This window comes from Pseudomonas sp. MYb541 (genome assembly GCF_037479595.1).
GTDB classification, from domain to species: Bacteria; Pseudomonadota; Gammaproteobacteria; order Pseudomonadales; family Pseudomonadaceae; genus Aquipseudomonas; species Aquipseudomonas canadensis.
Map to the genome: position 1 here is coordinate 1 of NZ_JBBGYS010000079.1, position 11,569 is coordinate 11,569.

General features: G+C 61.3%; 15 protein-coding genes and 1 pseudogene. 6 read left to right on the forward strand and 10 right to left on the reverse strand.

Annotated elements, in window-relative coordinates:
* Positions 1 to 258: pseudogene (locus tag WH299_RS29425) on the reverse strand (ribonucleotide-diphosphate reductase subunit beta); the annotation flags it as partial.
* A gap of 396 nt (positions 259 to 654) precedes the next feature.
* Here WH299_RS29425 and WH299_RS29430 point away from each other — a divergent pair.
* The gene (locus tag WH299_RS29430) at positions 655 to 1,311 is read left to right on the forward strand and encodes a hypothetical protein (protein WP_323625546.1); all 657 of its coding nucleotides are present in this window, start codon (positions 655 to 657) and stop codon (positions 1,309 to 1,311) included.
* Positions 1,312 to 1,344: 33 nt separating this feature from the next.
* Positions 1,345 to 1,971, forward strand: coding sequence for a helix-turn-helix transcriptional regulator (locus WH299_RS29435; RefSeq protein ID WP_122728184.1), 627 nt, complete (start codon positions 1,345 to 1,347; stop codon positions 1,969 to 1,971).
* On the opposite strand, the gene WH299_RS29440 is transcribed toward WH299_RS29435, so the two are convergent.
* Together WH299_RS29440 and WH299_RS29445 are read right to left on the reverse strand one after the other, a co-directional pair.
* Positions 1,959 to 2,339, reverse strand: coding sequence for a RidA family protein (locus WH299_RS29440; protein ID WP_122728182.1), 381 nt, complete (start codon positions 2,337 to 2,339; stop codon positions 1,959 to 1,961). The genes WH299_RS29435 and WH299_RS29440 overlap by 13 nt on opposite strands.
* On the reverse strand, positions 2,336 to 3,301 hold the full coding sequence (locus tag WH299_RS29445; RefSeq protein ID WP_339551999.1) for a threo-3-hydroxy-L-aspartate ammonia-lyase: 966 nt from the start codon (positions 3,299 to 3,301) through the stop codon (positions 2,336 to 2,338). Before WH299_RS29445 ends, WH299_RS29440 begins: the two co-directional genes overlap by 4 nt.
* 115 nt (positions 3,302 to 3,416) lie before the next feature.
* On the opposite strand from WH299_RS29445, the gene WH299_RS29450 reads away from it, so the two are divergent.
* The 3 genes from WH299_RS29450 (at position 3,417) to WH299_RS29460 (ending at position 5,559) form a co-directional block, all read left to right on the forward strand.
* On the forward strand, positions 3,417 to 4,034 hold the full coding sequence (locus tag WH299_RS29450) for an LpxA family transferase (protein WP_339552000.1): 618 nt from the start codon (positions 3,417 to 3,419) through the stop codon (positions 4,032 to 4,034).
* 92 nt (positions 4,035 to 4,126) lie between these two features.
* Positions 4,127 to 4,645: a sigma-70 family RNA polymerase sigma factor gene (locus WH299_RS29455; protein ID WP_028616016.1), complete on the forward strand. Its 519-nt coding sequence runs from the start codon at positions 4,127 to 4,129 to the stop codon at positions 4,643 to 4,645.
* Positions 4,642 to 5,559 (forward strand): FecR domain-containing protein, encoded by a 918-nt coding sequence (locus WH299_RS29460; protein ID WP_339552001.1) that lies wholly within the window; start codon positions 4,642 to 4,644, stop codon positions 5,557 to 5,559. The genes WH299_RS29455 and WH299_RS29460 overlap by 4 nt, the downstream gene beginning before the upstream one ends.
* Here WH299_RS29460 and WH299_RS29465 read toward each other — a convergent pair.
* From WH299_RS29465 to WH299_RS29475, 3 genes are read right to left on the reverse strand one after another with little or no spacing between them, the layout of a single operon-like run.
* Positions 5,556 to 6,272 carry an ABC transporter ATP-binding protein gene (locus tag WH299_RS29465; RefSeq protein ID WP_028616018.1) on the reverse strand — a complete coding sequence of 239 codons (717 nt, stop codon included), beginning with the start codon at positions 6,270 to 6,272 and terminating at the stop codon, positions 5,556 to 5,558. The two genes, WH299_RS29460 and WH299_RS29465, sit on opposite strands and share 4 nt — an antisense overlap.
* Positions 6,269 to 7,090: an ABC transporter permease gene (locus tag WH299_RS29470; protein ID WP_126571750.1), complete on the reverse strand. Its 822-nt coding sequence runs from the start codon at positions 7,088 to 7,090 to the stop codon at positions 6,269 to 6,271. Before WH299_RS29470 ends, WH299_RS29465 begins: the two co-directional genes overlap by 4 nt.
* Before the next feature lie 10 nt (positions 7,091 to 7,100).
* Entirely contained in the window at positions 7,101 to 8,057 is a 957-nt protein-coding gene (locus WH299_RS29475; protein ID WP_122728158.1) for an aliphatic sulfonate ABC transporter substrate-binding protein, read from the reverse strand.
* A 318-nt stretch (positions 8,058 to 8,375) separates the two neighbouring features.
* Between WH299_RS29475 and WH299_RS29480 the strand changes: the two genes are divergently transcribed.
* Entirely contained in the window at positions 8,376 to 8,591 is a 216-nt protein-coding gene (locus WH299_RS29480) for a TOBE domain-containing protein (protein ID WP_003173733.1), read from the forward strand.
* 33 nt (positions 8,592 to 8,624) lie between these two features.
* Here WH299_RS29480 and WH299_RS29485 read toward each other — a convergent pair whose 3' ends face one another.
* The 4 genes from WH299_RS29485 to WH299_RS29500 form a co-directional block, all read right to left on the reverse strand.
* Positions 8,625 to 9,044, reverse strand: coding sequence for a hypothetical protein (locus tag WH299_RS29485; RefSeq protein ID WP_445262726.1), 420 nt, complete (start codon positions 9,042 to 9,044; stop codon positions 8,625 to 8,627).
* 75 nt (positions 9,045 to 9,119) lie between these two features.
* Positions 9,120 to 10,271: a MalY/PatB family protein gene (locus tag WH299_RS29490; protein WP_339552002.1), complete on the reverse strand. Its 1,152-nt coding sequence runs from the start codon at positions 10,269 to 10,271 to the stop codon at positions 9,120 to 9,122.
* A gap of 63 nt (positions 10,272 to 10,334) precedes the next feature.
* Positions 10,335 to 10,928 (reverse strand): FMN-dependent NADH-azoreductase, encoded by a 594-nt coding sequence (locus WH299_RS29495; protein WP_122728154.1) that lies wholly within the window; start codon positions 10,926 to 10,928, stop codon positions 10,335 to 10,337.
* Positions 10,925 to 11,365: a GNAT family N-acetyltransferase gene (locus WH299_RS29500; protein ID WP_339552003.1), complete on the reverse strand. Its 441-nt coding sequence runs from the start codon at positions 11,363 to 11,365 to the stop codon at positions 10,925 to 10,927. Before WH299_RS29500 ends, WH299_RS29495 begins: the two co-directional genes overlap by 4 nt.
* Positions 11,366 to 11,569: the final 204 nt, after the last annotated feature.

Genomic DNA, 11,569 nt, shown 5'->3' on the forward strand with positions numbered 1-11,569 from the left:
CTTTTCGTCAACGGCGACACGGGCGGCGGAACCTTCCAGCTCGGCGAGGCCTTCGGCGACGTCGAGTTTGTCGAGGGCGGCCTTGGCGCGGATGATCGCGGCGGAGTCGTTGGCGGTCACGTTACGGGCTTCCAGCGCGGCGGCGGCGCCGGCACCGTCGAGGCGGTCCATGTTGGCTTCGCTGGCGTGGCCGGCGTTGGCGCCCTTGATCACCGCTGCACCGGTGTCTTCGTTGTCGACTTCATCCCAACTCAGCATGGAAATGCTCCTTCCTGGTATTCGAAAAATAAGTGTTTTTGCAGGCTTCAAGGCATTGAAATACTGCGCATAGTGTGGTCGGTGAATACCCAAACTGCACACTATGTAGTGGTCTGTTTTGTTTGTGGGCACACTATATGGTGTGTAAGAGGGATGGTCAACGCACAAGACGGGCACCATCGTCGCAGGGGTATGAGCAGAATTCACAGCCCATGGTTTTCAACGAGTCCGTGCGCGGCGGAAATGGCGCAGAAGGCATCGATATGATTGTGCAAGTCGCCTGAGCTACCGGCATTGGTGGCAAAGTGATATCTTTTATCCTTTAAACCAACGACTTAGCGCTTTCTGCCCAGGGGGGTAGTAAAGGCTCGGTCGCGAGAAAGGGATATCAGCCTCATGAGTCAAAGTCCATCGACGTCGCCACCGGTTCAACCGCTCTACCGCTGGCCTGTGATTATCGGTGCGACTATCGCCATTTGGGGGGGATGTACCCTCGTCGCTTCGTTCTTTGGCCTCAGGTTCGGTTCGGCGGATTCATTTATCCCGCCTCAGGAACTGCGGGAGAAATACATTTCGCGAGTTGAGCTGGCAGATTCCTACCTGGCGCTTACCAAGCTATCGACTGACTACTTGAGCAAGAGCGACGTTGAGAAAAACTATGTGCACGCAGACAAGATAAATAGTCTGTATGTGCCAAAGGCCGAACACCAGCAACTGCAGAAAAGGTTGGATGATCTGATTGAGCAGGTCAGCGCGGTGCCTACTCCTTTCAAGCCGCTGACCAAGGAAATGACCGAACGGGGTGTGTGGAATGATGAGCGGCTGGGCGTCAGCATTCGGATGGCTGGTTTGTTCGGTTTTGCGTCTGCCTATGAAGTTCGTTTTCTGCTTACTTTGCCCGACTCGGCTGAACATTTAGAAGTGATAACGGCACCGGGGCCGCTTCCCTTCTGGACATTTCGCAAACATAACCGAGAGTTCAAACTGTCGGTAGTCAAGGGATTACCGACGACCTTTGTCATCAAGGAGATCAGCGCGGATATTCGGCAGTAGACGCCCTGTCCAGGACTGGATATGTTGTCTTGCATGAAAAACACCTCTCCCAACGATACTCACCTGATCAGCCAGCTCGAACAGATTGCCGAAGGCTTGAGCAAGACCTTCAGCCCGTTCTGCGAAGTGGTGCTGCACGACTTGCGCGACCCGCAGCACTCGATCCTGGCCATCCATAACAACCTGTCCGGACGCGCGCCGGGAGACCCGACCACCGAGTTGGGCCTGGCGCGGATTGCCGACCCGGACTACCCGCAAGTCATCGCCAACTACCAGAACCAGTTCAGCGACGGCCGCCAGGTCAAAAGCACCTCGATCGGCATCAAGGGTGCGAGTGGCGAGTACGTCGCGGCCTTGTGCATGAACGTCGACCTCTCGCTGTTCCGTGGCTTGCAGGGCATGCTGGAACAGTTCGGTTCGGTCAGCGGCGACAAGCTCATCGAATCCCTGGACCCTTCCGGCGCCGATGTCATCCGTGCGCGTATCGACCAGTTCGCCGCCCGCCTGGCCACCACCCCGCGTGCGCTGAAAACGGCAGACCGGCGTGTGCTGATGCAGGAGCTCAAAGACTCGGGCTGCCTGGATATTCGCCGGGCCATGGAAACCGTGGCGTCCCACTTGGGCGTGTCGCGCGCGGCGGTCTACACCTACGCCAAGTAGCGCGCCACGGCTTCAATCTCCACGAGGTACCCGTGATGCAACTCGGGCACCGGCACCACCGCGCGGGCAGGGCGGTGATCGCCCAGCGCGGCGGCGTACACGCTATCGAACGCCGGCCAGTGTTCGACGCCGGCCACGTACACCGTGACCTTGACCAGATCCTCTGGCGCCGCGCCGGCCGCTTTCAAGATCTCCAGCAGATTGTTCAGGGTTATCTGCGCCTGTTCGGCAAACGACGCCGACAGGTTGTGCTGCCCATCCGGGCTGACCGGCAATTGCCCGGAGATGTACAGCGTGTCGCCGTGGCGGATGGCTTGCGCGTAATGGCCTGCGGGCCTGGCCGCATTCGCTGTCTGGATGATCTTCATGAGGCCTCGCTGAGCAGCGCGGCATACTTCTGGATGTCGACGTTGCCACCGGTGACGATAATGCCCACGCGCTGACCCTTGAACCGGTCACCCTCATTGAGCAATGCCGCCAGCCCCAGGCAGCCGGTGGGCTCGACCACCAATTTCATGCGCTGCATGAAGAACTTCATCGCCCCAACCAGCTCGGCATCCGTCACGGTGAGGATGTCGTTCACCCGGTCGCGGATGATCGGGAAGGTGTAGTCGCCCAAGTGCTGGGTCTGCGCACCATCGGCAATTGTTGCCGGTGTGTCGATATGCACGATGCTGCCGCTGCGAAATGAGCGCTGGCCGTCATTACCGGCTTCGGGCTCGACGCCATACAGCAGGCAGTCAGGCGCCAGGGCGCGGGTGCTCAGTGCGGTGCCCGAGAGCATTCCGCCGCCGCCAAGGCCGACGAACAACGCATCCAGCGGGCCGGTGGATTCCAGCAACTCCTTGGCGGCCGTGCCTTGTCCGGCAAGGATGTGCGGGTGGTCATAGGGCGGGATCAGGGTCAGGCCGTGTTCAGTCGCCAGGTCACGGCCGATCTGCTCGCGATCTTCGGTGAAGCGGTCATACAGCACCACGCGGGCGCCATATTCGCGGGTGGCCGCGACCTTGGCGGCAGGCGCATCGGTGGGCATCACGATGGTTGCCGGTATGCCCAGCAACTGCGCCGCCAGGGCAATCCCCTGGGCGTGATTGCCGGAGGAAAACGCCACCACACCGGCCTTGCGCTGCTGCTCATCGAAACGTGACAACGCATTGAAGGCGCCGCGAAACTTGAACGAGCCAGCTCTTTGCAGGTTTTCACACTTGATGAATACCTGGGCACCGGTCAGCGCGTCGAGGGTGCGCGAGGTGAATACCGGCGTGGTGTGGGCAATGCCTTCCAGGCGTTGGGCGGCGTCGATGACGTCGTGGTAAGTGGGCAAATGCATGGGGAGCGGACCTCAGTGGCGTGTATAGATAAAATATCCATAACAAGACAAATAGTAAAGATGCGTTTGTCCATGCTAGCGTTTCGGTCTTCTCTGACGGTTAGAGGATTAAACGTTGATCCGACTCACCGACTACATCGCCCCTATCTCTGACTCCCGCCTTGCGCCGTGGGCCGACCTGGCGCCTTGGGCACTGGTCAGTCAGGCGCCCGCCATCGTTCGCCAATTGTTGGCCGAACTGCCGGCCGACGAGTACGTCATTCAAGATGAAATCGCCATCCACCGCACTGCCACGGTCGAGGCGGGTGCCTTGCTCAAGCCGCCGCTGATCATCGGTGCCCACTGTTTTGTCGCCAGCGGCTCGCTGCTGCGTGGCGGTTGCTGGCTGGATGAGCACTGCATCATCGGCCCCGGCGCTGAGTTGAAGACGTCCTTCGTGTTCAGCGGCAGCAAGCTGGCGCATTTCAACTTTGTCGGTGATTCGGTGTTGGGGCAGGGGATCAACCTGGAGGCTGGGAGCATCGTCGCCAACTACCGCAATGAGCGCGATGACAAAGAAGTGTTGGTACGAGTGGACGGGGCATTGCAGCGCACCGGTTGCGATAAGTTTGGCGCGTTGCTCGGTGACCAGTGCCGGATCGGCGCCAATGCGGTGTTGGCGCCGGGAGCCGTGCTCAAGCCTGCCAGCGTGGTAGGCCGCGGGCAGGTGTTTGACGCAGAGGCGTCCGAATAAACACAACGTTGAAAAGACCATGGTGTGTCGGCACGATATTAAATAGAATGAATCTCATTTGAGACTCACTCGCGCCGCGCAGGTCGCTTGCCATGAATGATGCTGTTGTTCCGACCCACGCCCCCGAACTGACGCTGTCGAGCCTGTACCGTGACCACCGTAGCTGGCTGGAAAGCTGGCTGCGCCGGCGTCTGGGCAATGCCTGGGATGCGGCCGACCTGAGCCAGGATACCTTCTTGCGTGTGCTGGCCAGCGCCCAGCCGATTGCGCAGATGCAGGAGCCGCGCGCCTACCTGGTGACCGTCGGCAAGCGTCTATTAGTGAATTTTCATCAGCGGCGCAGCCTTGAACAGGCCTATCTGAATGCCTTGGCGAGTCTCCCGGAAACCTGCGTGCCGTCGCCTGAACAGCGCTGGCTGGTGCTGGAAACCTTGCAAGCCCTGGATGAATTGCTGGATGGCTTGCCGGTGCTGGTCCGCCGCGCCTTCCTGTGGAGCCAACTGGAAGGGCTGGGTTACCGGGAGATTGCCGAGCGCCTCGACGTGTCGGAGCGCACGGTCAAACGCTACATGGCCCAGGCCTACGAACATTGCCTGCTGGTGGACCTGTGAGCCGCGACGTTGCCCGCGCCGCCGCGCAATGGTTGGCGCTGCTGGAGTCCGGCGCGGCCACCGAGCGTGATCACGCCGCATTGCAGCATTGGCGTGACAGCCACCCCCAGCACGAACAGACCTGGCAAAAAGCCCAGACCCTGCGCCAGCGCTTCAGCGACTTGCCCCAGGCCTTGGCGATGGCCAGCCTCGACCGTCCGCAACCGGGACGCCGTGCCGTGCTCAAGCGTGCGCTGGGTATCGCTGCGCTGGTGCCGACCGCTTGGTTGGTCAGCCGCCAATTGCCCATCGAGGCCTGGCGTGCCGACGTGCACACCGCCACCGGCGAGCGTAAGCGCATGGGGCTGGCCGATGGCGCCAGCTTGCAGCTCAATACGGCGACGGCGGTAGACGTGGACCTGGCGCAGCGTCGCATCAGCCTGGTGGAGGGCGAGCTGGCGCTGGATGTGCCAGGCACGGCGACGATGACCGTGCAGACGCGCTACGGCGAGCTGCGGGTCAGCCAGGCTGAAGTGTGTGTACGGCAGCTGGCCGCCGGTTGTCTGGTGTCGGTGCTTGAAGGCTCCGTCCAGGTGCGCGACTTGAACGGGCAGATGACGACTTTGCAAGGTGGGCAGCAAGCGCCGCTCAAAGCCAGCGGATTAGGGGCCTGGGTGCCTTTCGATGTGTTGCAACCAGGCTGGCGCGATGGCGTGCTGACCGCGCAGAACCAGGCGCTGGGTGACTTCCTGCGGGAGCTGGAGCGTTATCGGTCGGGTGTGTTGCGCTGGGAGCCGAGCCTGGAATCGTTGCGGGTCACCGGCAGCTTCCGCCTGGACGACACCGACCGCATCCTCAACCTGCTGGCCTCGACCCTGGGGCTGGAGGTGCAGGCGCGGACGCGGTATTGGGTGACCTTGCGCAAGGTCGTCTAGATCACGTGGGCACGTTGCAGCTCAGTCAAGGATTGCGCCTTGAGCTGCGCCAGCAACGGATCACGCCGGTCACGCGGGTGCGGCAGGTTCACCGCCAATTCCTGGCGAATGCTGCTCGGTCGGTTGTCCATCACCAGCACCCGGTCACTCAGGTACAGTGCCTCGTCCACATCATGGGTCACCAGCAACAAGGCGATGGCATGATGTTCGGCCAGTTGCAGCAGCAAATCCTGCAGCTTCATACGGGTAAACGCATCGACTGCGCTGAACGGCTCATCCAGCAGTAACACCTGCGGCCGTGAATACAGGCCCCGCGCAATCGCTACCCGTTGCGCCATGCCGCCGGACAACGCCTTGGGCAGCGCCTGGGCAAAACCCTTCAGGCCGACTTCCTCGATCAACTGCGCGACCCAGGCCTTGTCGTAGTGGCTGTCATCGCTGAAGCCGATGTTCTGTTCCACCGTGAGCCAGGGCATCAACCGTGGTTCCTGGAATACAAAGGCTACTTCGCCATCGGGGCTGCGCAGTTCGCCCTGGAAGTCCTGTTCCAGGCCGGCGACGATGCGCAGCAAGGTGCTTTTGCCGCAGCCGCTGGGGCCGAGCAGGCTCACGGCTTCGCGTGGCTGCAGCACCAGGCGCACGTCTTTCAACACGGTGGTGCTGGTGAAGCTTTTACGCGCGACATGAATATCCAACAGCGGTTTTACGCTCATTGTCCTGCTCCCTGGAACGTGTCGCGCCAGGCCAGGCAACGCCTCTCCAACGTCGCAAGCAGGCCATCGCTGACCTTGCCCAACAGCGCCAACACGATAATCGCCGCCAGCACGATATCCGGCCGCGAGGTTTCCCGCCCATCACTGAGCAGGTAACCCAGCCCCTTAGTGGCCGCAATCAACTCAGCCGCCACCAGGAACATCCAGGCCAGGCTCAAGCCACTGCGCAACCCGGTGAATAGGCCCGGCAGGGCGGCGGGCAGCAGGACTCGACGCACCAGCCGCCGCCGGCTGAAACCGTACATTTGCCCGACTTCCACCAGCTTGCGGTCGATATCACGAATGGCCGCGACGCCGTTGAGGTACACCGGGAAAAATGCGCCAATCGCGATCAGCACAATCTTCGACGTTTCGTCGATGCCCAGCCACAGCAGCAACAGCGGTACCCAAGCCAGGCTCGGGATCGAACGTAGCCCTGCAAAGGTCGGTTCGAGGTAGGCCTCCGCCTCACGACTCAAGCCGACCCAGGCGGCAAACACCAAAGCCAGGCTGGCGCCAATGGCGAAGCCCAGCAGCACCCGGCCAAGGCTGGCGCTGATGTGTTTCCACAATGCGCCTTCGGCCAGGTCGGTGAGGGTCACCGCGATCTCGCTGGGTGCCGGCATCTGGTACGACGGCAGCCAACCCACGCGCACCACCACCTCCAGCACCAGCAGGATCAGCACCGGCAACACCAGGCCCTTGAGCCGCCGCGGCCAAGCGCTGCGGTTGATCACCACCGGTGCGGCAAGGGGCAATGCTTGGGTTTTGCTGGTCATCACGGGCTCCTTAATGGCCGAACGAGGTGTCGATCAACTGGTCGATCACCTGGTCCACATTCACGCCTTTGCGCACCAGTTCTTCGGACACCAGGATCGGCGCGGCCGCCTTCGACGCCACCACATCCTTGCTGCTCAGGAACGGCGTGCTCAGGTCGGTGCGCGAGAGTTGCAGCTTGGCCACTTCCAGCGGCAGGCCGGACTCGTCGGCCAGCAGTTTGGCGAATTCATCCGGGTGCTTCACCGCCCAATCCCGAGCCTTCTCATAGGCGCCGAGCACCTTGGTGATGGTCTGCGGATGCGTCTTGGCGAACTTCTCGGTGACGCTGACCACGCCGTAGCTGTTGAAGTCTTTATTGCGGTACAGCAGGCGCGAACCGGCCTGGATTTCACTGGCGGCCATGTGCGGGTCGAGACCGGCCCAGGCGTCCACGTCACCTTTTTCCAGCGCAGTGCGGCCGTCCGGATGTTGCAGATGCACCAGTTCTACGTCGTCCTTTTTCAGCCCGGCCTGTTGCAGGCTGCGCAGGGTGAAGAGGTACGGGTCGGTGCCTTTGGTGGCGGCGATTTTCTTGCCCTTGAGGTCGGTGACGCTGTTGAGCGGCGAGTCTTTGCGCACCACCAACGCGGTCCATTCGGCGCGGCTGTACACGTACACCGATTTGATCGGACTGCCGTTGGCGCGACTCAATACTGCCGACAGGCTGGCCGACGAGGCAAAGTCCACACCGCCACTGTTGAGGTACTCCAGCGAACGGTTGCTGCCCTGGCTCAACACCCAGCCCACCTTGGATTGCGGCAAGGCTTGTTCCAGCCAGCCGAAGTGCTTGAGCACCAGGCTCACGGGCGAGTAATAGGCGTAGTCGAGGTTGACTTCGGCGGGATCGGCGTCGGCGGCGTGGACCAGGGTTGGCAGGCACAGTGCGAGGGCGCAGGCGCCGAATAAGCGTTGGGTGAAGGCTTTCATGGAACAGCTCCGGCAAGGCGTTGAGAGAAGGCTTTTCTTATATTCAGAAAATTTGGTTTGCATGTTCCATCATGCTTTATAGGAATATGCAGTCTCTGTGCCATGTGCCTGGAAGGCGTATTTACGGGGTTGTAGGGGCTAATTGCTGTGGTGGCAGAGAGCAGATTGTTGAAGCACTGTTGGCTGGGCAACAGTACTTATATATCTGTATCGAATAAATAAAGAGTTATATATTCCTTTTAATGTTCGCGTCGATGGCGCATTTTGAGGGCCTGCGCATTCGTGCGGATTGACCCAACAGCCAAAAGGAAAGCCGACATGACCATTAAAGCGATCAACGTGCGCAACCAGTTCAAGGGCGTGATCAAGGAAATCCTGCTGGGGGAAGTGGTGTCGGAAATCGACGTGCAGACCGCGTCCGGCATTGTCACTTCGGTGATCACCACCCGCTCGGTGCGTGACTTGGAATTGAAGGTTGGCAGTGAAGTGATTGCGTTTGTGAAGTCCACCGAAGTGTCCATCGCCAAACTCTAAAACCCCGCTCACCCCACTTTAGGAGCCGTCAGGCTATTTTCGGGCCTGAGCCGCCGGGTGGATGAGGCTGCGGTCTTTCCGGCGGGGCATCGCTGGGCAGATTCTTCGGATTCTCGTTCGGGTCTTTGTAATCCTTGTGCAAGCCCCCATCCAGCCGATTGCTCGACGAGCCGACTTTTTGCGGGGTCTCGTCGAAGTGTTCCCATTTCGACTGCTGGAAACGGGAGATGCTGTCGTCGGTCCCAGGCCTTCGGTGGCCTCGGTGACGGCCTTGTCGCCGTCGCCGAACATCTTGGCGATGCCGTCGTATTGGCTGTCCGGCACAGCATCGAGGGCGGTGGCGATCTTGGATTTGACGTCGGAGGGCAATTCACTGACGCGGAACTCGACGTTCGGCTCCTGCATGCCGGTCTTGCCCCAGATCTCCGGCAGCTTGTTGATCGCCTCGTCCATTTTCGACTTGTAGTCAGGGCTTTGGGGGCGGACGAGCGATCGAGGGGTTCGGCACTCGTTGCGAAATGTTGTGAATTAGGCCTGACGGTTACGCAGGGCACGCTCCATGCGGTGCAGGCCTTCTTCCAGCATGGCCCGTGGGCAGCCGAAGTTCAGGCGCACGAATTGCTGGCTGTCGTCACCGAACTCGATACCGGCGCTCAAGCCGACCTTGGCCTGTTCCAGGAAGAACTGCTGCGGGTCATCCAGGCCCAGGGCGCTGCAATCCAGCCAAGCCAGGTAGGTGCCTTGTGGCGCGTGCATCACCACACTAGGCAGGCGGGTTTGCACGGCGTCGAGCAGGTAGTCACGGTTGCTTTGCAGGTACTGCACCAGCGCGTCGAGCCAATCACTGCACTGGCTGTAGGCCGCGCGGGTGGCTTCCAGGCCCAGTGGGCTGACGCTGTCGACCATGCCGCAACGGGCATTGTTGAAGCGCTCGCGGATCTCGGCGTTCTGGATCACCGCGAAGCAGGTCTTCAGGCCGGCGACGTTGTAGGCCTTGCTCGCCGACATCAGGGTAATGGTGCGCTGGGCGATCTCGGGGCTGAGGCTGGCGGTGGGAATGTGACGGCGGCCGTCGAAGCACAGTTCGGCATGGATCTCGTCGGAGATGATCAGCGCGCCGTGTTCCAGGCAGGCGTTGGCCACGGCCAGCAGTTCTTCGCGAGGGAAGACTTTGCCGATGGGGTTATGCGGGTTGCTCAGCAACAGCGCGCCGGCGCCGTTGAGCGCCTGGCGCATCGCGGGCATTGGCGTCAGGTATTCGCCGTTCACCAACTCGAACGGTACTTCGATGCGCGGCAGGTTCCAGTGGCCCGGTGCCAGGCGAATCGGCCGGTAGTTGGGGGTTTGCAGCACCACAGGCTGGCCCGGCTGGACAAACGCGTGCAGCGCCATATTGAAGCCTGGCTCGACGCCGGGCAGGAACAGCAGCTCATCCGGCTGCACACGCCAGGCGTACTTGGCCCACAGGTCGGCGATGATCGCCTCGCGCACATCCGGCCCGGCGACGCTGTAGCCCAGCACCTGCTGGTCGAGGCGCGCGTGCAGGGCTTGCAGGACGGCGGGTGGGGCGGCGATGTCCATGTCGGCGATCCACATCGGCAACACGTCTTGCGGGTAGCGGTTCCACTTGGTGCTGCCGGTGCCGAGGCGGGGGTGGATCGTGTCGAAATCAAAGCTCATGGGGGGGGGGCTCGTATCAGGAAGTCAGGCGCAAGAATGGCGCTGATTCTAGCGCCATTATTTTTATAGGCCAGAGCTGATTGCCACCGCGAGTTGCCGGTGCGCCTGTTCCAGGGCGCGGTTGACCGCTTCTTCACCGCGCACCATGGCCGGCAGGTAGACGAAATCCACCGAGTGGATGCCCACCGTCGACAGGATGGCGCTCATGTACGGGGTCAGGAAGTCCGGCTCATGGCCCTTGCGGGCGTTTCCTGAACTGACCAGGACAAAGGTGCGCCGGTCCTGCAGCAAGCCGACTTTGGCGAACTGTTCATTCACCGTAAAACTGCGCTGGATGCGCACCACATGATCGATCCAGGCCTTGAGGGCCGCCGGCACGGTGAAATTATGTACGGGGGTGCACAGGATCAGCAGGTCACAGGCTTCCAACTCCACGATCAACTGTTCCGAGAGTGCCGTGGCGCTGCTGGTGATTGCGCCGGGGGTGGTCAGCGCGTTGGCATATTCACGGCTCAAGGGCGGCAGTGCCTGGGCGCCGTAGTCACGCTCGGTCACCTCGGCGTCGGGGACCAGGTCGCGCAACAAGGCGCGGGCCAGTTTGAAGGTCTGTGCGGCTTTGCCGTGGGGGCTGAAACTGAGGAGTAGGGCGCGGGTCATTGGCTCAGGTCCTGGGAAAAGTGCATGCCCAGGGGCAACAGGCCCTGGCGGAAATAGAAGCGTTGGGCCAGGGCCATGTGCATGCCGGTGTCCAGTACCAGCCAGCGGTAGCCTCGGGCGCGGGTTTCTTCGCGTACGCGGTCCAGCAGTTGTTCGCCCAGGCGGCGTCGTTGCTGTGTGGCGTCTATCACCAGGTCATCCACGTAGATGAAGCGGCCATACAGGGTGTTTTCGGTTAGCCGATAGCCGGCCAGGCCTATTACCTTGCCGTGCTCTTTTGCTGCCAGCAGGTGATAGCCGTTTTGCCGTTGGCGGTGGATTTGTTCGGCGAATGCGGTGGCGTCGGTGAGGTGGGGGCGCAGTTGGTGCATTACTGGGAAGCTGGCGATGAGGTCGGTGTCGGATTCGAGGTGGGCGAATTCGGTGTGGTCATTCATGGTGGGGGCTTTTGTGTGGTTAGGGATATGCCATTGTTGTGGGTATGGTTGGTTAGGGACAGGGGCATGATTGGACTCGTGGGTTGGGGCATATCCGATATTTGGGTAACGGCGGCTTATGGTTCCGCCCTTACGGCGGCTCACTTTTGATAGAGCGCAAAAGTAAGCAAAACGCTCTTGCCCCAACACTCGGCACCTCGCCTA

What these genes read in the sequence shown, in the direction of transcription:
- WH299_RS29500 (WP_339552003.1), bottom strand. Translation starts at nt 11,365, where the DNA reads ATGAATGACCACACCGAATTCGCCCACCTCGAATCCGACACCGACCTC.
- WH299_RS29485 (WP_445262726.1), bottom strand. Translation starts at nt 9,044, where the DNA reads ATGGACGAGGCGATCAACAAGCTGCCGGAGATCTGGGGCAAGACCGGC.
- WH299_RS29470 (WP_126571750.1), bottom strand. Translation starts at nt 7,090, where the DNA reads ATGACCAGCAAAACCCAAGCATTGCCCCTTGCCGCACCGGTGGTGATC.
- WH299_RS29440 (WP_122728182.1), bottom strand. Translation starts at nt 2,339, where the DNA reads ATGAAGATCATCCAGACAGCGAATGCGGCCAGGCCCGCAGGCCATTAC.
- WH299_RS29490 (WP_339552002.1), bottom strand. Translation starts at nt 10,271, where the DNA reads ATGAGCTTTGATTTCGACACGATCCACCCCCGCCTCGGCACCGGCAGC.
- WH299_RS29445 (WP_339551999.1), bottom strand. Translation starts at nt 3,301, where the DNA reads ATGCATTTGCCCACTTACCACGACGTCATCGACGCCGCCCAACGCCTG.
- WH299_RS29495 (WP_122728154.1), bottom strand. Translation starts at nt 10,928, where the DNA reads ATGACCCGCGCCCTACTCCTCAGTTTCAGCCCCCACGGCAAAGCCGCA.
- WH299_RS29455 (WP_028616016.1), top strand. Translation starts at nt 4,127, where the DNA reads ATGAATGATGCTGTTGTTCCGACCCACGCCCCCGAACTGACGCTGTCG.
- WH299_RS29465 (WP_028616018.1), bottom strand. Translation starts at nt 6,272, where the DNA reads ATGAGCGTAAAACCGCTGTTGGATATTCATGTCGCGCGTAAAAGCTTC.
- WH299_RS29475 (WP_122728158.1), bottom strand. Translation starts at nt 8,057, where the DNA reads ATGAAAGCCTTCACCCAACGCTTATTCGGCGCCTGCGCCCTCGCACTG.
- WH299_RS29435 (WP_122728184.1), top strand. Translation starts at nt 1,345, where the DNA reads ATGAAAAACACCTCTCCCAACGATACTCACCTGATCAGCCAGCTCGAA.
- WH299_RS29430 (WP_323625546.1), top strand. Translation starts at nt 655, where the DNA reads ATGAGTCAAAGTCCATCGACGTCGCCACCGGTTCAACCGCTCTACCGC.
- WH299_RS29480 (WP_003173733.1), top strand. Translation starts at nt 8,376, where the DNA reads ATGACCATTAAAGCGATCAACGTGCGCAACCAGTTCAAGGGCGTGATC.